The 16,736-nt window shown below is 57.9% G+C and carries 17 protein-coding genes and 1 riboswitch; of the genes, 5 read left to right on the top strand and 12 right to left on the bottom strand.

What is annotated here, in order from left to right:
- Positions 1–14: 14 nt before the first annotated feature.
- The 4 genes from AC6I8I_RS05910 to AC6I8I_RS05895 form a co-directional block, all read right to left on the bottom strand.
- Positions 15–1,202: an MFS transporter gene (locus AC6I8I_RS05910; RefSeq protein ID WP_312052918.1), complete on the bottom strand. Its 1,188-nt coding sequence runs from the start codon at positions 1,200–1,202 to the stop codon at positions 15–17.
- A gap of 72 nt (positions 1,203–1,274) precedes the next feature.
- Complete coding sequence (gene dusC, locus AC6I8I_RS05905; protein ID WP_312052920.1) at positions 1,275–2,225, bottom strand: tRNA dihydrouridine(16) synthase DusC; 951 nt, start codon at positions 2,223–2,225, stop codon at positions 1,275–1,277.
- 2 nt (positions 2,226–2,227) lie between these two features.
- The gene (gene rhlE / locus AC6I8I_RS05900) at positions 2,228–3,592 is read right to left on the bottom strand and encodes an ATP-dependent RNA helicase RhlE (RefSeq protein WP_069728057.1); all 1,365 of its coding nucleotides are present in this window, start codon (positions 3,590–3,592) and stop codon (positions 2,228–2,230) included.
- A 250-nt stretch (positions 3,593–3,842) separates the two neighbouring features.
- Positions 3,843–4,235, bottom strand: coding sequence for a YbhQ family protein (locus AC6I8I_RS05895; RefSeq protein WP_312052923.1), 393 nt, complete (start codon positions 4,233–4,235; stop codon positions 3,843–3,845).
- Between the two features lie 179 nt (positions 4,236–4,414).
- On the opposite strand from AC6I8I_RS05895, the gene AC6I8I_RS05890 reads away from it, so the two are divergent.
- Genes AC6I8I_RS05890 through AC6I8I_RS05880 form a run of 3 tightly spaced genes read left to right on the top strand, consistent with a single transcriptional unit; the run spans position 4,415 to position 7,385 of the window.
- Positions 4,415–5,176 carry an endonuclease/exonuclease/phosphatase family protein gene (locus AC6I8I_RS05890; protein WP_031377420.1) on the top strand — a complete coding sequence of 254 codons (762 nt, stop codon included), beginning with the start codon at positions 4,415–4,417 and terminating at the stop codon, positions 5,174–5,176.
- Complete coding sequence (gene clsB / locus AC6I8I_RS05885) at positions 5,173–6,417, top strand: cardiolipin synthase ClsB (protein ID WP_312052925.1); 1,245 nt, start codon at positions 5,173–5,175, stop codon at positions 6,415–6,417. Before AC6I8I_RS05890 ends, clsB begins: the two co-directional genes overlap by 4 nt.
- Positions 6,417–7,385 (top strand): lysylphosphatidylglycerol synthase domain-containing protein, encoded by a 969-nt coding sequence (locus AC6I8I_RS05880; RefSeq protein WP_312052927.1) that lies wholly within the window; start codon positions 6,417–6,419, stop codon positions 7,383–7,385. Before clsB ends, AC6I8I_RS05880 begins: the two co-directional genes overlap by 1 nt.
- Positions 7,386–7,440: 55 nt before the next feature.
- Here the strand turns inward: AC6I8I_RS05880 and AC6I8I_RS05875 are convergent, their stop codons facing one another.
- Positions 7,441–8,148 (bottom strand): Bax inhibitor-1/YccA family protein, encoded by a 708-nt coding sequence (locus tag AC6I8I_RS05875; protein WP_046288442.1) that lies wholly within the window; start codon positions 8,146–8,148, stop codon positions 7,441–7,443.
- Positions 8,149–8,243: 95 nt separating this feature from the next.
- Entirely contained in the window at positions 8,244–9,338 is a 1,095-nt protein-coding gene (locus AC6I8I_RS05870; protein WP_312756343.1) for a DUF1615 domain-containing protein, read from the bottom strand.
- A gap of 109 nt (positions 9,339–9,447) precedes the next feature.
- Between AC6I8I_RS05870 and AC6I8I_RS05865 the strand changes: the two genes are divergently transcribed.
- A complete protein-coding gene (locus AC6I8I_RS05865) occupies positions 9,448–10,233 on the top strand; it encodes an OBAP family protein (RefSeq protein ID WP_312052931.1) in 786 nt (261 codons plus the stop codon).
- Here the strand turns inward: AC6I8I_RS05865 and moaE are convergent.
- The 5 genes from moaE to moaA all read right to left on the bottom strand — a co-directional run bounded on the left by moaE (position 10,230) and on the right by moaA (position 12,926).
- Positions 10,230–10,682: a molybdopterin synthase catalytic subunit MoaE gene (gene moaE, locus AC6I8I_RS05860; protein WP_031377425.1), complete on the bottom strand. Its 453-nt coding sequence runs from the start codon at positions 10,680–10,682 to the stop codon at positions 10,230–10,232. The two genes, AC6I8I_RS05865 and moaE, sit on opposite strands and share 4 nt — an antisense overlap.
- 1 nt (position 10,683) lies before the next feature.
- Positions 10,684–10,929, bottom strand: a complete 246-nt coding sequence (gene moaD / locus AC6I8I_RS05855; RefSeq protein WP_312052934.1) for a molybdopterin synthase sulfur carrier subunit — start codon at positions 10,927–10,929, stop codon at positions 10,684–10,686.
- Positions 10,922–11,407 (bottom strand): cyclic pyranopterin monophosphate synthase MoaC, encoded by a 486-nt coding sequence (gene moaC / locus AC6I8I_RS05850; protein WP_497828422.1) that lies wholly within the window; start codon positions 11,405–11,407, stop codon positions 10,922–10,924. The genes moaD and moaC overlap by 8 nt, the downstream gene beginning before the upstream one ends.
- A 2-nt stretch (positions 11,408–11,409) precedes the next feature.
- On the bottom strand, positions 11,410–11,925 hold the full coding sequence (gene moaB, locus AC6I8I_RS05845) for a molybdenum cofactor biosynthesis protein B (protein WP_497828421.1): 516 nt from the start codon (positions 11,923–11,925) through the stop codon (positions 11,410–11,412).
- A 14-nt stretch (positions 11,926–11,939) separates the two neighbouring features.
- Positions 11,940–12,926, bottom strand: a complete 987-nt coding sequence (gene moaA / locus AC6I8I_RS05840; RefSeq protein ID WP_312052940.1) for a GTP 3',8-cyclase MoaA — start codon at positions 12,924–12,926, stop codon at positions 11,940–11,942.
- Positions 12,916–13,049, bottom strand: a riboswitch (molybdenum cofactor riboswitch). Its footprint overlaps the gene before it by 11 nt.
- Before the next feature lie 205 nt (positions 13,050–13,254).
- Here moaA and AC6I8I_RS05835 point away from each other — a divergent pair.
- Positions 13,255–14,160 (top strand): gluconeogenesis factor YvcK family protein, encoded by a 906-nt coding sequence (locus AC6I8I_RS05835; RefSeq protein ID WP_031377430.1) that lies wholly within the window; start codon positions 13,255–13,257, stop codon positions 14,158–14,160.
- A 1-nt stretch (position 14,161) separates the two neighbouring features.
- Here AC6I8I_RS05835 and uvrB read toward each other — a convergent pair whose 3' ends face one another.
- The gene (gene uvrB / locus AC6I8I_RS05830) at positions 14,162–16,183 is read right to left on the bottom strand and encodes an excinuclease ABC subunit UvrB (RefSeq protein WP_312052941.1); all 2,022 of its coding nucleotides are present in this window, start codon (positions 16,181–16,183) and stop codon (positions 14,162–14,164) included.
- Positions 16,184–16,736 lie beyond the last annotated feature (553 nt).

The following is a 16,736-nucleotide window of genomic DNA, read 5'->3' as shown; positions in this document are numbered from 1 at the left end:
ACACCGGCTGGCGCCTAACCTGCCCGCCGGTTTTGCCAGTAAAGCCGCAGCGTAATCAACAGCGCGCCCAGCACCATCAGCGCCGCCGCCAGATAAACCGACTGCATTCCCCAGTGGCCAATGAACAATCCGGCGACCGGACCGGTCAGCCCGAGGCCTAAATCAAGAAAGGCGGAATAGGTGCCCAGTGCCGATCCCTGATCCTGACGCTCGACCCGTTTGACCGCCTCAACGCCGAGCGCCGGGAACACCAGCGAGAAGCCGCAGCCGGTGAGAAAGGCACCCGCCCCGACCAGCCACGCGCTGTCGGCCTGCCAGATGATGAGCAGCCCCAGACACTCCAGAAGAAAAGAGAACAGCGAAACCTGCAGCCCGCCAAACTGAGTGATAAAGCGGCCAAAACCGAGGCGCACCAGCACAAAGCCGAGACTAAACACCGACAGCGCGTAGGCCGCACCCTGCCAGTCACGGCTGGCAAAATAGAGGGTAATAAAGGTGGCGATGACGCCGAAACCGATGGTGCCACAGCCGAGCGCCAGGCCATACAGCCAGACGCGGGAGAAGACGCGGTGAAACGGAATTCGTTCGCCAACGCTGACGGTGACCGCCGGTTTGCGGCTGGCCATCAGGTAGCCGCCCAGCCCCATCAGCGCAATCAGTCCGGCAAAGCCGCTCATGCCAAATCCGCTGTTGAGCATCACCCCAAGCGGCGCGCCAATCGCCATGGCCAGATAGGTGGCGACGCCGTTCCACGAGATGACGCGAGCGGTCTGCAACGGGCCAACGATGTTCATCCCCCACAGGGTTGAGCCGGTGCTGCTGAAGCTTTCACCGACGCCGAGAAACAGCCGACCCAGCGCCAGCAGCGCCAGACTCAGCCACGGCCATTCGCTCAGCAGCGCAGCAATAATGGTCAGTACGCCGCTCATGCCGCAGCAGAGTAATCCCAGCATCACCACCCGTTTTGGACCGAGGCGATCGGCCAGCCGGCCCGACTGCGGACGACTGAGTAAGGTGGCAAAATATTGAATGCTGATGATCAGCCCGGCGACAAACGAACTGAACCCGAGGTGATTTTTGACAAAGCCAGGCAGTACCGCCAGCGGTAGTCCAACGGAGAGATAGCAGAAGAAGGTGAAAACAATGACGGAGAGGATACGTTTATTGAGCTGGCTGTTGCTCAATACGGCGACATCAGACATAGCAGGCTTGTAAGGTAGAGGAAATTTTCCCCACTATACCGTCAGGCTGCTAACCGGTCGCCTGATTTTTTATCACAAACCATGAACAACGGCGTGACAATCGATGGCGCGGGCAATCGCGTCTGACGATTTTAACGCGCGGATTTCACTGAATAAACCGTCGGCTTCGCCGTAGGCTTTGCGCAGGTAACCGAGCCACTGTTTAATGCGCGCCACGTGATACAAGCCGGTATCACCCTGCTTTTCCAGGCGGGTATATTTTTGCAGTAATTTCACTACCTCAGGCCAGGCCATCGGCGGTTCGTTATATTTCACTACCCGACTGAGATTGGGGATATTCAGGGCGCCACGGCCCAGCATCACCGCATCACAACCGGTAATACGCAGACAGTCCTGCGCGCTTTGCCAGTCAAAAATCTCGCCGTTGGCGATCACCGGAATCCGCAGCCGCTGGCGAATATCACCAATCGCCTGCCAGTTGATGGCGTCCGCACGGTAGCCGTCTTCCTTGGTCCGGCCGTGGACCACCAGTTCGCTGGCACCCGCCTGCTGAACCGCGTCGGCAATCTCCAGGCTGCGGGCGCTGGAATCCCAGCCAAGCCGCACTTTCACCGTCACCGGTAACGCTGCCGGAACCGCTGCACGCATTGCTTTAGCACCGCGATAAATCAGATCGGGATCTTTGAGCAGGGTCGCCCCGCCGCCGCTGCCGTTGACCAGCTTTGAGGGACAGCCGCAGTTGAGGTCGACACCCCACGAGCCGAGCTCCACCGCACGAGCGGCGTTCTCTGCTAACCATTCGGGATGCTGCCCCAGCAGCTGCAGACGCACCCGCGTGCCGGAAGGCGTGCGGCTGCCATGATGCAGCTCGGGGCAGAGACGGTAGAAGGATTTCACCGGCAGCAGTTGATCGACCACGCGCAAAAACTCGGTAATGCAGAGATCGTAGTCGTTCACTTCCGATAACAGCTGGCGCACCAGCGAATCAAGCACGCCCTCCATCGGCGCCAGTAAAACCCTCATACTCAGACGTTTCCGGTGCGCTTCGCTGCCGGACGACGCGGACGGGCAGCCGGCCGGTCACCCTGTGGAGCAGGCTGGCTCTGACGACGCGCCTGAGGACGCTTTTCGCCGGATGAACGCGGCGCACCGGCACCTTGTCCACCCTGACCACGACCCCGACCGCCGCCACCCGCACCGCCACGCGACTGCTGCTGACGACCGTTGATGATCGGCTCAGCTTTAATGCTGGGATCGGGCTCGTAACCGGCAATCGCCAGGCGTGGGATCTCACGCTTCAGCAGACGCTCGATGTCACGCAGCAGTTTATGCTCGTCAACGCAGACCAGCGATAACGCCACACCGGTAGCCGCGGCCCGACCGGTACGACCGATACGGTGGACGTAATCTTCGGCAACGTTAGGCAGCTCGTAGTTCACCACGTGCGGCAGCTCTTCAATATCCAGGCCACGTGCTGCGATGTCGGTGGCAACCAGCACGCGAATGCCGCCGGACTTAAAGTCGGCCAGCGCACGGGTTCGGGCACCCTGACTTTTATTGCCGTGGATAGCGGCGGCGGTGATGCCGTCTTTACCCAGCTGCTCAGCAAGGTGGTTTGCGCCGTGCTTGGTTCGGGTAAAGACCAGCACCTGCTGCCAGTTACCTTCGCCGATCAGCTGCGACAGCAGTTCCCGCTTACGCTTCTTATCCACGAAGTGAACCTGTTGCGCCACCTGCTCTGAGGCGGTGTTGCGACGTGCCACTTCCACCAGCTCCGGATTGGTCAGCAGTTTCTCGGCCAGCCCTTTGATCTCGTCAGAGAAGGTGGCGGAGAACAGCAGGTTCTGACGTTTAGCCGGCAGACGCGCCAGCACGCGACGGATATCGTGGATGAAGCCCATATCAAGCATGCGATCCGCTTCATCCAGCACCAGCACTTCGACCTGAGACAGGTCAACCGCGTTCTGTTGCGCCAGATCCAGCAGACGACCCGGGGTCGCAACCAGAATATCAACGCCGCCGCGCAGTTTAAGCATCTGCGGATTGATGCTGACGCCGCCGAACACCACCAGCGAACGCAGCGGCAGATATTTGCTGTATTCACTGACGTTTTCGCCCACCTGCGCCGCCAGTTCACGGGTCGGGGTGAGGATCAACGCCCGAACCGGACGACGACCGCGCACCGCGCCCGCGTTGGCAGAAAGTTTTTGTAGTAACGGTAAGGTAAAGCCGGCCGTTTTGCCGGTGCCGGTCTGGGCACTCGCCAGCAGATCGCGGCCTGCCAGCACCACAGGAATTGCCTGGCGCTGGATAGGTGTAGGTTCGCTGTAGCCTTGTTCGGCAACAGCGCGCAAAATATCGGCACTCAGGCCGAGAGAGTCAAAAGACATTAAGTGTTTTACTCCGGTCCGCTCTGGCCGTGATTCACGGTGTAGTTTTCAGAGGGATAGTGACGCCAGCTGGGGCTAACGCGTGAAAAGGGCACAAACTACGATGCGTAAGCGGGCGAGTGTAACAGCTTTAACCGCACTGTGCGAGATGGCTCACATTTCCTGACATAACTTATCGCGATGAGAAACAGCAGGACCGGCCTGAAAACAGAGCCATAAACAGGAAGGCCACCTTGCGGTGGCCTTCAACTTAGCTACGTTTTTTCTCGATGCGCCGCGGTGGCTCTTTCGCCAGCAGCGACACCAGCGCCGGACCCAGCAACATCACTACGCCAAGCGAGGCCAGCAGCAGGTTGTTGTGGTATATCCGCGACACCAGGAACAGTGTCATCATGGCTGCGCCAAAGTAGTAAGTGGTGGTCGCTTCTTCAAGATAATCACCGAGAGTCCGTAAACGGGCAATGCGCTGTGTCACCAGCATGGCGATAAACACCAGCGTATAGGTGGCCACCAGCGTGCTGCAGACATCGACCAGTGCTTTATGTTTCCAGCCCCAGATCAGCGCAGCAATCACCAGTAAATGCATCGCAATGTGCATATACGTCTGACCCGTGATGATTTGAATACGATTAGACCATTTCATTCAATTCTCCTGGCAGACCCAACAGGTCGCCCAAGTGCTACCGGCACAAGCCGGAAACGGTTTCCTCAATGTAAAACAATTTTCGGATAACGCCTTAATTATCGCCCTTCCTCACCACCCATTTGTGACAAAGACTACACTTTGATTCTATTGATGATGAAAAGGAGTGCGTCGCGAGTATGCCACAAAACCAGCAAGGATTTTCAATTAAAGTCCTGACGATCAACACACACAAGGGTTTCGCCCCTTTCAATCGCCGCTTCATCCTGCCGGAATTGCGTGACGCAGTACGCGCCACGTCGGCGGATGTGGTATTTCTGCAGGAGGTGATGGGCACCCACGCCATCCATCCCCTGCACCATGAAAACTGGCCTGACTCGCCACACTATGAGTTTCTCGCCGACACCATGTGGAACGATTACGCCTACGGACGCAACGCGGTCTATCCGGAGGGCCACCACGGCAATGCCGTGCTGTCGCGCTTTCCAATCAGCGAATATGAAAACCGGGATATTTCGGTCGCGGGCAGTGAAAACCGCGGCATGCTGCACTGTCAGATCGCCCTGCCCGAGCCCCATGGCACCCTGCATGTGATCTGCGTGCATCTGGGGCTGAAGGAGTCGCATCGCCATGCACAGATGAAAATGCTGTGCGATATGGTCTCTTCGCTGCCGGCCGATGCGCCGGTGGTGGTAGCTGGCGATTTCAACGACTGGCAGCGACGCGCCAACCAGATTTTAAAGCAGGGTGCAGGTTTGAAAGAGGTATTTAGTATGAAAACCGGACGCCCGGCGCGCACTTTCCCGGCGCGCTTTCCGATTCTGCGGCTCGACCGCATCTATGTCCGCAACGCCACGGTCAGTCATCCGTGGACGCTGCCGCGTAAACCCTGGTCGCATCTCTCCGATCATGCGCCGCTGGCGGTGGAGATTCACCTATGAATTTTCACTGGCAAGAAGGTAACAAGCTACGCCTGCTGGAAAATGGCGAAGAGTTTTTCCCGCGGGTCTTCGGGGCGATTCAGCGCGCTGAACGCACCGTGCTGCTGGAAACGTTCATTCTGTTTGAAGATGAGGTCGGTAACGCCCTGCATCGCGAACTGCTGGCTGCGGCGCAGCGCGGCGTGCGGGTAGAGGTGATGGTCGACGGCTACGGCTCGCCCGATCTCTCCGATAAGTTCGTCAACAGCCTGACCGGCGCCGGGGTGCGCTTCATCTATTACGATCCGCGCCCGCTGGTGATGGGAATGCGCACCAACGTGTTCCGCCGCCTGCATCGTAAAACCGTGGTGGTAGATGATGTGGTCGCCTTCGTTGGTGGGATCAACTTCTCGGCTGAACACAACAGTGACTATGGCCCGGAAGCCAAGCAGGATTATGCGGTGCAGGTTAAAGGCCCGGTGGTCGGTGATATTGCCCGCTATCTGCAACAGGCGATCGGCAGCGAACAGGCTACCCGCCGCTGGTGGGGATCGCGCTCTCATCGCCCGGCGGTTAACGCCACGCCGGGCGACGCTCAGGTGCTGTATGTCTATCGCGATAACGACGACCACCGTGACGACATCGAAATGCACTATCTGGAGATGCTGCGCGAGGCCAAACGGGATGTGATTATCGCCAACGCCTACTTCTTCCCCGGCTACCGGCTGCTGCGTGAAATGCGCAATGCGGCCCAGCGCGGGGTGCGCGTCCGGCTGATTGTGCAGGGCGAACCCGATATGCCGATTGTTAAAGTCGGGGCCGAACTGCTTTACAACTATCTGGTCGATGCCGGGGTGGAGGTCTACGAATATTGCCGTCGTCCGCTGCACGGCAAGGTGGCGGTGAAGGACGATCACTGGGCGACCGTCGGCTCCAGTAATCTCGATCCGCTTAGCCTGTCGCTTAACCTCGAAGCCAACCTGATTATTCATGATCGCCAGTTTAACCAGACCCTGCGCGACAACCTGGAAGCGTTGCTGGCCAAGGATTGCCAGCGGGTGCAGGACGACCGCCTGCCGCCGCGTAACTGGTGGCAACTGAGTAAGAGTGTGGTGGTGTTCCACTTCCTGCGCCACTTTCCGGCCATCGCGGGCTGGTTACCTGCCCACACGCCGCTGCTGGCGCAGGTCGATCCGCCGGTTCAGCCGGAAATGGAGACGCAAGATCGCGTTGAAGCCGATAACGAAGGAGCGAAACCCTGATGGCGAAAAAGCATCCACGCTGGCAACTGGCGAAAAAAATCCTCACCGTGCTGTTCTTCATTGCGGTCATTGTGCTACTGGTGGTCTATGCGCGTAAGGTGAACTGGGAAGATGTCTATGAGGTGATCGTCAACTACAACCGGTTTGTGGTGCTGACCGCCGCCGCTCTGGTGGTGATCAGTTATCTGGTGTATGGCTGTTACGATTTGATTGGCCGGGCCTACTGCGGCCACAAGCTGGCGAAACGTCAGGTGATGCTGGTGTCATTTATCTGTTACGCCTTCAACCTGACGCTGAGTACCTGGGTCGGCGGCGTGGCGATGCGTTACCGGCTCTATTCACGCTTAGGGCTCGACAGCGGCACCATCACCCGCATCTTTTCGCTGAGTATTGCCACCAACTGGCTGGGTTACATCCTGCTGGCTGGCGTGGTATTCAGCGCGGGCATGGTGTCGATCCCCAGCGGCTGGTTTATTGGTGAAACCACCCTGCGGCTGATTGGCGTGCTGTTGCTGGTGCTGGTGGCGGTCTACCTGTGGTCATGCGCCTTCTCAAAACGTCGCCGCTGGACGGTGAAAGGTCAGACGCTACAGCTGCCTTCGCTGCGCATGGCGCTGTTTCAGTTTGCCGTTTCCTGCGCCAACTGGATGGTAATGGGCGCGATTATCTGGCTGTTGCTGGGGCGCGACGTCGGCTATCCGATGGTGCTGGGGGTATTGCTGATCAGCAGTATCGCCGGGGTGATTATTCATATTCCGGCCGGGATTGGGGTGCTGGAAGCGGTGTTCCTCGCGTTGCTCAGCGGTCAGCATACGTCACATGGTGCCATTATTGCCGCCCTGCTGGCCTATCGCGTGCTCTACTTTATTTTACCGTTGCTGCTGGCGCTGGTGCTCTATCTGGTACTGGAGAGTCGGGCTAAACATCTGCGGCATAAAAACGAGCAGAAGCTTCAGAAGTCCCAGTGAAATGAAACAGGGAGAGGCGCAACCTGAGCGCCTTTCCCTGCTTTCAGAGATAATCTTAACGACGGTTGCCGAAAATCCGCAGCAGCATCAGGAACAGGTTAATGAAGTCCAGATAGAGGGTTAATGCCCCCATAATCGAATAACGACGCAGGTTCTCTGTGTCGCGCGCATCAATCTGCTCACCAATATTCTTCAGCTTCTGGGTGTCATACGCGGTTAAGCCGACAAATACCACTACACCGATATAGGTAATTGCCCACATCAGCGCCGGGCTTTTCAGCCAGAAATTGACCAGCGACGCCAGCACGATGCCGATCAGTGCCATAAACAGCAGGCTGCCAAAGCGGCTCAGGTCACGTTTGGTGGTGTAGCCATAAAAGCTCATCGCCCCAAACATACCGGCGGTGACGAAGAAGGTGCTGGCGATCGACGAATAGGTGTAGACCAGAAAAATACTCGCCATGGTGACGCCGGTCAGCGCCGAATAGAGCATAAACAACCCGGTGGCAACCGCGCCGCTCAGGCGATGTACCATGCCGGAGAGGAAGAAAACCAGCGCCAGCTGCGCGATAATCAGCCCGAAGAAGGTGATACGGTTAGCAAACACCAGCTCCATTACCGCCGGGGTCCGCGCGGCAAACCAGGAGACAAACGCTGTCAGTAACAGACCGCAGGTCATCCAGCCATACACCTGGGACATATAGGCTTGCAGCCCACGTGACGCAGGTTGAACAATTGAGTCATTTTGTGGATATCGGTCCATGATGCACCTCTTGTTGAACGGATTAGGACGCGCTCCGCGTACGGAGCCTGACTAAGTGTGGCACAGCTCGACTCAACTGCGCCACAACATCACCGCTAACGACGCGACAGACACTGCTGATAGCGGCTATCGACCCGCTGAGCGAACCAGGCGGTGGTCAGATTGCGGGTAATTTTCGGGCTTTCCAGCTTGATGCCCGGCAGCATTTCACGCGGCAGTCGGCGACCGGCCATTTTATCGGCCAGGGTAAACACCTGCCGCCACAGCGTGCTGTCGCTGAACTCCGCCTTCTCCCCTTTCTCAAGGTCGCGGCGGATCTCGCTGTCACTCATATCAATCTGCTTCGCCAGGGTGCGTACCGCCAGCTCGGTGCTGCCCGCCTTCTCGCTGCCGTACAGGATCAGATCGCCATCCAGCGTCAGCTTCATGCCGGTCGCCCGCGCCACTGCCGCCTGGAATGCGGCATTACGACTGGCATACCAGCCGGCGTTGAAGTCGGCAAAACGGTAAAGCGGCTGGCTGTAATCGGCCGGATAGCCCAGCAGATGCAGGGTACCGAAGTAGATCCCGCCGTGGCGGGTAAAGACCTCGCGACGGATCGAGCCATCAATCGGCCACGGATAGCCTTTGGCATGCGCTTCCGCAAAAGCGATGCTGACCTGCATCGGCCCGCCGGTATGGACCGGATTAAGATTGCCAAACAGCGTCTGTCCCATCGGCACCATATTGATGAAATCATCAAAAATGTCGCTCAGATCCTTCTCGCTGCGCACCTTATCCAGACGGGCGGCGTAGCTCTCGCCGTTCGATGATTTAATCAGCAGCGCGGTTCGTACCAAAAACGCCGGCACGTGAACCTTCGCTGCCCGGCGGTCGATCTCGGCCCAGGCAATTTTAGGCAGGCCCGGCACGCTGGCTTCGGCGCTAAAATTGGTCTCCTGATCCGCCACCGCAATCACCGCACACAGGTTGCTGGTGCTGGGGTCAAGCTGCTGAGTGCGAAAAGAGGTATAGATGTCGTCAGCCCAGTCGGCTTTATTGCTGACGTGGGCCGGCAACAGCCGCTGGATTTGCGCTTTAACATCGGCGGGCTGCCGGACCGGTGCCTCGGGGGTTTTCTTGCTGCTACAACCTGCCAGCACCAGCGCGGCGACCAGCGTCAGACGTTGCAGACTTGGGGTAAATGACATACCTGTCCTCGAAATCAATCAAAGCTCTACTCTACCATTGCCACCCTTTTACCGGCAGGTCTGATTTTCTGAACTAAGGTTACCTTTTTTACCGTTAAAGGAATTTACGATGTTAAAGCTCTGGCCAGTCGCGGCGCTCAGCCTGCTGTTAGCGGGATGCGGTGCCAATAACTCCCCTGCAAAAGTACAGTCGCCGGGTGCCCCTGCCTCTTCGTCACTCAAACTGCTGGAAACCGGCGCTGAGGTGATGCAGTCCCGCCCTCCGATTGACGCCATCAATACCTATCTCGATGGGTTCCATTTTTATAACGGCGATCAGAACGGTCAGATGGAGGCGCACCACTATGTGACGGTGCTGAATGAGGATGTGATGCAGGCGGTGATTTATGACGGCAATACCCGCGACGCGCGCCTGATGGGCGTGGAGTACATTATCAGCGAGCGGCTGTATAAAACCCTGCCGCCGGAAGAGAAGAAGCTGTGGCACAGCCATCAGTATGAAGTGAAATCAGGCACGCTGATCGCGCCCGGCTTACCGGAGGCCGCCGATCACGCGCTGATGAAGCGCATCGTCAATACTTACGGCAAGACCTGGCACACCTGGCATACCGATCGCGACAAGACCCTGCCAATCGGCATTCCGGCGCTGATGATGGGCTTTACCGCTGACGGGCAGATGGATTCGCGCCTGCTGGCCGATCGCGACCGGCGTTTTGATGTCGACAGCAAAAAAATTCGCGCCCAGCGGGCAGATATCGTGGCGCATCCGGCCGAACCGGGGGCCAATGCCTGGCAACAGGGCGAGGTGATTCAGCTGCAGCGCACCCACGGCGGCGGTGAACACAGCCACGGCCAGACCCATTTCGGCCCGGCCGAGCAGTTAAAACAGCCTTAATCCCAGCGTTGCGCCGCCTGGCGATCGCTGTCGCGGGCATCGACCCAGCGATCGCCGTCGGCGGTCGCTTCGCGCTTCCAGAACGGCGCGCGGGTTTTCAGGTAATCCATAATGAACTCCGCGGCAGAGAACGCGCTGCCGCGGTGTGCGCTGGTGACGCCCACCAGCACAATTTCATCACCGGGAAACAGTTCGCCGGTGCGGTGGATCACCGTGACGCGCTGCAGCGGCCAGCGCTGGCGGGCGGCATCAACAATCTCCTGCAACGCTTTTTCGGTCATGCCGGGATAGTGTTCCAGCGTCAGTGCCGCGACGTGCGCGCCGAGGTTGTGGTTGCGGACTTTGCCGGTAAAGGTGACCACCGCGCCATCTTCGTCACAGGCGGCCAGCCAGCGATACGCTTCGGCCATATCAAACGGCGCCGGACCAACACGAATCTGCGTCTCCATTTTAGCCTCCGGTCACTGGCGGGAAAAACGCCACTTCATCGCCGTCGCGCAGCGGATGACTCATCGGCACCAGCGTCTGATTGACCGCCGCCAGCAGCTTGCCGGACTCAAGCGCTAACGCCCAGCGATCGCCCTGCGCGGCCAGCGCAGCACGCAGCGCGGCCACATCCGGATAGGCGGTAGCGATCTCCAGCGAGGCGCTGCCGACCAGTTCACGCACCTGGGCAAAAAACAGCACCTTAATCATCGGACACCGCCTGGAAATCACCGCTTTTGCCACCGCTTTTGCTGATTAAGCGCAACTGGTCAATGACGATATCTTTCTGTACCGCTTTGCACATGTCGTAGATGGTCAGGGCCGCCATCGAGGCCGCCGTCAGCGCTTCCATCTCAACGCCGGTTTTGCCGGTCAGACGGCACAGCGAGGTGATGCGTACCCGATTGTGTTCCGGCTCGGCCAGCAGATTCACTTCCACTTTGCTCAGCATCAGCGGATGGCAGAGTGGGATCAGTTCCCAGGTCCGTTTGGCGGCCTGGATACCGGCGATGCGCGCCGTGGCGAACACATCGCCTTTGTGGTGACTGCCGTCGATGATCATCTGCAGCGTGTCAGGCTGCATCAGCACCAGCACTTCCGCCCGCGCTTCGCGTACGGTGTCTGCTTTGGCGGAGACATCCACCATGTGCGCTTCGCCGGCCGCATTAATGTGTGTGAGTTGCGACATACTTACCGTTTCTTCAGATGTGAGACAAAGTTGCAGGGACGGGTACGCGCATCCAGCTGATCGGCAATAATCCGCTCCCAGGCACTGCGGCAGGCATTGGTGGAGCCCGGTACCGCAAAAATTAAGGTCTGGTTCGCCATTCCGGCGATGGCGCGCGACTGCAAGGTCGAGCCGCCAATCTCCTCATAGGAGATCATCCGGAACAGTTCGCCAAAGCCGGCGATTTCACGATCAAACAGCGGCAGCAGGGCTTCCGGCGTGCTGTTTTTCAGGTTAAATCCGGTGCCGCCGTTAATGATCACCACCTGCACGTCCTCGCTGGCGATCCAGCGCGATACGGTGGCGCGAATGCGGTAGAGATTATCCGGCACGATGGCGTGATCGACCACCTCATGACCCGCCTCAAGGGCGGCACCGCGCAGATAGTCGCCGGAGCTATCCTCGCTGGCATCGCGGCGATCTGACACGGTCATTACCGCAATCTGTAACGCCTGAAATTCGCTGACTGGTTTGCCCATAACGCCTCCTGAAATTAACCGCCAATGTAAGAAAGATTTTGCGTGATACCGGTGTTGCCCTGATGCAGAAAATGGGTCTGCTTTTTCTGCCCGAGGCTACTGGCAATGCGCGCCTGCAGTTCCGCTTGCTGATCATCAGAGGCCAGCAGATCCCGCAGCGGTACGCCACCGTCGCCAAACAGGCAGAGATGCAGATTGCCCTGCGCCGAGACGCGCAGACGGTTGCAGCTGGCACAAAAATCTTTGGCATAGGGCATTATCAGGCCGATCTCACCGACATAATCGGGATGGTAAAACACCTGGGCCGGGCCGTCGCTGCGGCCGCTCTCCCGCCGCTGCCAGCCCTGCGCAATCAGCTGGTCACGGATCACCGTGCCGGAGACGTGCTGCTGGCGAAACAGCGTTCCGCCGTCACCGGTTTCCATCAGTTCGATGAAGCGCAGCTGAATCGGACGGGTACGGATCCAGTCGAGGAAGGTGGCCAGATTACGGCTATTGAGATCGCGCATCAGCACGCTATTGACTTTCACCTGCTGAAAACCGGCGTCAAAGGCGGCGTCGATGCCCGCCATCACCTGATGGAATTTATCCTGACCGGTAATGGCGTGGAACTGACGGGCATCAAGGCTGTCGACGCTGACGTTCAGTGCGGTTAATCCCGCCTCACGCCACTGCTTCACGTCGCGCGCCAGCCGGTAACCGTTGGTGGTGACGGCGATATGACGCACCGAGCGGTTCTCACGCACCGCCGCGATAATGTCGGTAAAATCGCGGCGCAGCGACGGCTCGCCGCCGGTCAGCCGCACTTTTTCCGTGCCGGCCGCGGCGAAAGCCCGCGTCACGCGGCGGATTTCATCCAGAGAGAGAAAGCTTTTGTTGCGAATGCCGTGCGGCTTGTAGCCATCGGGCAGACAGTAGGTACAGCGGAAGTTACACACATCCGTGACCGACAGGCGCAGGTAATAGAACTTACGCGCGTATGCATCAGTAAATTGTGACACCAGAACACCTTTCCAGATTGGGAGATGCAGTCATTTCTTCCTGCACCCTGGTAGCTCAATGGCTACGGCCTGACTCCCCTATCCGCAGACGTAGGCAATCAGGCTAGAGTGTACGCTGACCCGTTGATCAGCGCGGTTAATCAAGATGGTAGCGCGATTTACGCGACTCTTCCATTCGCCGTTTTCGTTATATATTCTGATACATATCGAATTTTCACCGCATTTTCGCTACAGGATACGGTAAAATGCGTTTCAGATTTTGACGCAAGTCATCCGCGCGGGTTTAGCGTTTAGAGCGACGTCACGCGAGACGATGTTAAGGAGAAGTATGAATCGCACACTGGCCGACCTCGATCGCGTGGTGGCACTGGGTGGCGGACATGGCTTAGGCCGCGTGATGTCTGCCCTGTCGCCGCTCGGCTCACGCCTCACCGGCATTGTAACCACCACCGATAATGGCGGATCAACCGGCCGTATTCGCCGCTCAGAAGGCGGCATCGCCTGGGGCGATATGCGTAACTGCCTTAACCAGCTGATCGCCGAACCGAGCGTGGCTTCAGCGATGTTTGAGTATCGCTTTGCCGGGAACGGCGAACTGGCCGGACACAACCTTGGCAACCTGATGCTGAAAGCGCTCGATCACCTGAGCGTGCGTCCACTGGAAGCGATCAATATCATTCGTAACCTGCTGAAGGTCGATGCCTTTTTGATTCCGATGTCGGAGCAACCGGTGGATCTGGTGGCGCTCGATGTGGAAGGCAACATGGTTTACGGCGAAACCGCGATTGATGAGATGAAACAGCCGCCGCAGGAGATGATGTTGCATCCCAACGTCCAGCCGACGCGGGAAGCGCTGGATGCGATTGGCGAAGCGGATTTAATCCTGATCGGGCCAGGCAGCTTTTACACCAGCCTGATGCCGATTCTGCTGATGGAAGAGATGGCGCAGGCTCTGCGCCGGACGCCCGCCACCATGGTCTTTATCGGCAATCTGGGACGCGAACTCAGCCCGGCGGCAGCCAGCCTGACGGTCGCCGACAAACTGGCGATGATGGAGCGCTACATTGGCAAACGGGTAATTGACGCGATTGTGGTCAGTCCCTCCGCCGACATCAGTCAGGTGGATAACCGGCTGATCGTCCGCGAGCCGCTGGAGGCCGCCGATATCAAATATCGTCACGACCGCCAGCTGCTGCGGGTGGCGCTGGAACACGCCATTCAGGGCTTTAGCTGAGTTATGAGGTGGCAATAAACAGCGTGCGCAGCTCATGCAGCTGATCGCGCACGCTGGCCGCCTGTTCGAACTCCAGGTTCTGCGCATGTTGCTGCATCTGCCCTTCCAGCTCGTGGATCTTTTTCTGCAGGGCCTGCGGCGACAGCGCCAGGTAATCCGCTTCGGCCTCGGCCGCACCGCGACGGGCGGGTTTGGCTTTGCCCCGGGTTTTCACCACGTTGTTGCCCAGTTCCAGAATATCGGTAATTTTCTTATTCAGGCCCTGCGGCACAATGCCGTTCTCTTCATTGTACTGCTGCTGCTTCTCGCGGCGGCGTTCGGTCTCTTCAATCGCCCGCGCCATTGACGGGGTAATTTTATCGCCGTAGAGAATCGCCTTGCCGTTGATATTACGCGCCGCACGACCGATGGTCTGAATCAGTGAGCGTTCGGAGCGCAGGAAGCCCTCTTTATCCGCGTCCAGAATCGCCACCAGCGACACTTCCGGCATATCCAGCCCCTCACGCAGTAAGTTAATGCCCACCAGCACATCAAACTCACCCAGACGTAAATCGCGGATAATTTCCATGCGTTCAACGGTATCAATATCGGAGTGCAGGTAACGCACTTTCTCACCGTGCTCTTCCAGATATTCGGTCAGATCTTCCGCCATACGCTTGGTCAGCACCGTCACCAGCACACGTTCGTTGATCGCCACCCGCTGACGGATCTCCGACAGCAGATCGTCCACCTGGGTCGCCACCGGACGCACTTCGAGAATCGGGTCGAGCAGCCCGGTAGGACGCACCACCTGGTCGATCACTTCGCTGCCCGATTTTTCCAGCTCATATTTACCCGGCGTGGCCGACACGTAGATAGTCTGGGGTGCCAGTGCTTCAAACTCTTCAAACTTCATCGGACGGTTATCCAGCGCCGACGGCAAACGGAAACCGTACTCCACCAGCGTCTCTTTACGCGCCCGGTCGCCTTTATACATGCCGCCAATCTGCGGGATGGTGACGTGCGATTCGTCGACCACCAGCAGGCCATCGGCTGGCAGATAGTCAAACAGCGTTGGTGGCGCTTCGCCTGGTCCGCGCCCGGAAAGATAGCGCGAATAGTTTTCGATGCCGGAGCAGTAGCCCAGCTCGCCCATCATCTCCAGGTCAAACTGGGTACGCTGGGTAATACGCTGCTCTTCCAGCAGTTTATTGTTCTCCAGCAGCACCCGACGGCGATCCGCCAGTTCCAGTTTGATATCTTCCATCGCCTGCAGAATGCGCTCACGCGGCGTCACGTAGTGCGTTTTCGGGTAGATGGTAAAGCGCGGCACCACCGAGTCAATCTGGCCGGTGAGTGGGTCAAACAGCGACAGGCGCTCTACTTCTTCGTCGAACAGTTCAACGCGCAGGGCGATATCGTCCGATTCGGCCGGGAAGATGTCGATCACTTCGCCGCGCACCCGGAACGTACCGCGCTGGAACGCCTGATCGTTGCGGGTGTACTGCAGCTCCGACAGTCGGCGCAGAATGCTGCGCTGGTCGATAATCATGCCGCGGGTCAGGTGCAGCATCATTTTCAGGTAGAGATCGGGATCGCCCAGACCGTAGATCGCCGAAACCGAGGCGACCACAATCACATCGCGCCGCTCCAGCAGCGCTTTGGTCGCCGACAGACGCATCTGCTCAATGTGTTCGTTAACCGAGGCATCCTTTTCGATAAAGGTGTCGGAACTCGGCACATAGGCTTCCGGCTGGTAGTAGTCGTAGTAAGAGACGAAAAATTCGACTGCGTTATCCGGGAAAAACTCCTTCATTTCACCGTACAACTGCGCCGCCAGCGTTTTGTTGGGCGCTAAAACCATGGTTGGACGGTTGAGATCGGCAATCACGTTGGCGACGGTGAAGGTTTTCCCCGAGCCGGTTACGCCTAATAAGGTCTGGTGGGCCAGTCCATCTTCCAGCCCCTCTTTCAGACGACGAATCGCCTCTGGCTGATCGCCAGAAGGTTTGAAAGCGGAATTCAATTTAAAGGCTTTACTCATGAATGCAGTTCCTGCTGAAGAAGTCGGCGGGCAGCCCACTATTTTACTCTGCTATGGTGATTTTGCCAGAAAATAATACTGGATATAAAAACAGTATTAAGGCAGAGTGATCGTCACTGTCGGGATACTTTTTCACCGTCGATTGCCGCTTGCTTCATCGCACAGGCCGTTGCGCAAGGTTATCCCCAGGCGGGGATCGGATTTAACATTTGTCAATAGACCGTCACAAAATTACAGTTCGATGAACTGACAGATAATTCGCAGGCTTGTTTTTTAATAAGCAGTTGAATTTACTGACTTATGTCTAAAAGCCCAGAATCTCGACATTATGTAACCAGGCCGCGTATTTCCTCGCTTCCAACCTGTTTTCATTACCTAATGCACAAGGTTATCCACAGGAATGGTGGATAAGTGATGGCAGCCCCGCCGCCATCGGCTGTGTATAATTTTTCCCTGCCGCTCGGGTTCGCTAAAAATAATTTTTTTTCCGCTAAATTTAGCCGCTGTCGCTGCACTATTGTTCTGCTTTTTTTACCAGTTTCTTTACTCCGCC

This window comes from Pantoea sp. X-Soil-YNGN-775 (assembly GCF_059730575.1).
Note: the sequence above shows the minus strand (reverse complement) of the source record. Positions and strands in the feature narration are given on the sequence as shown.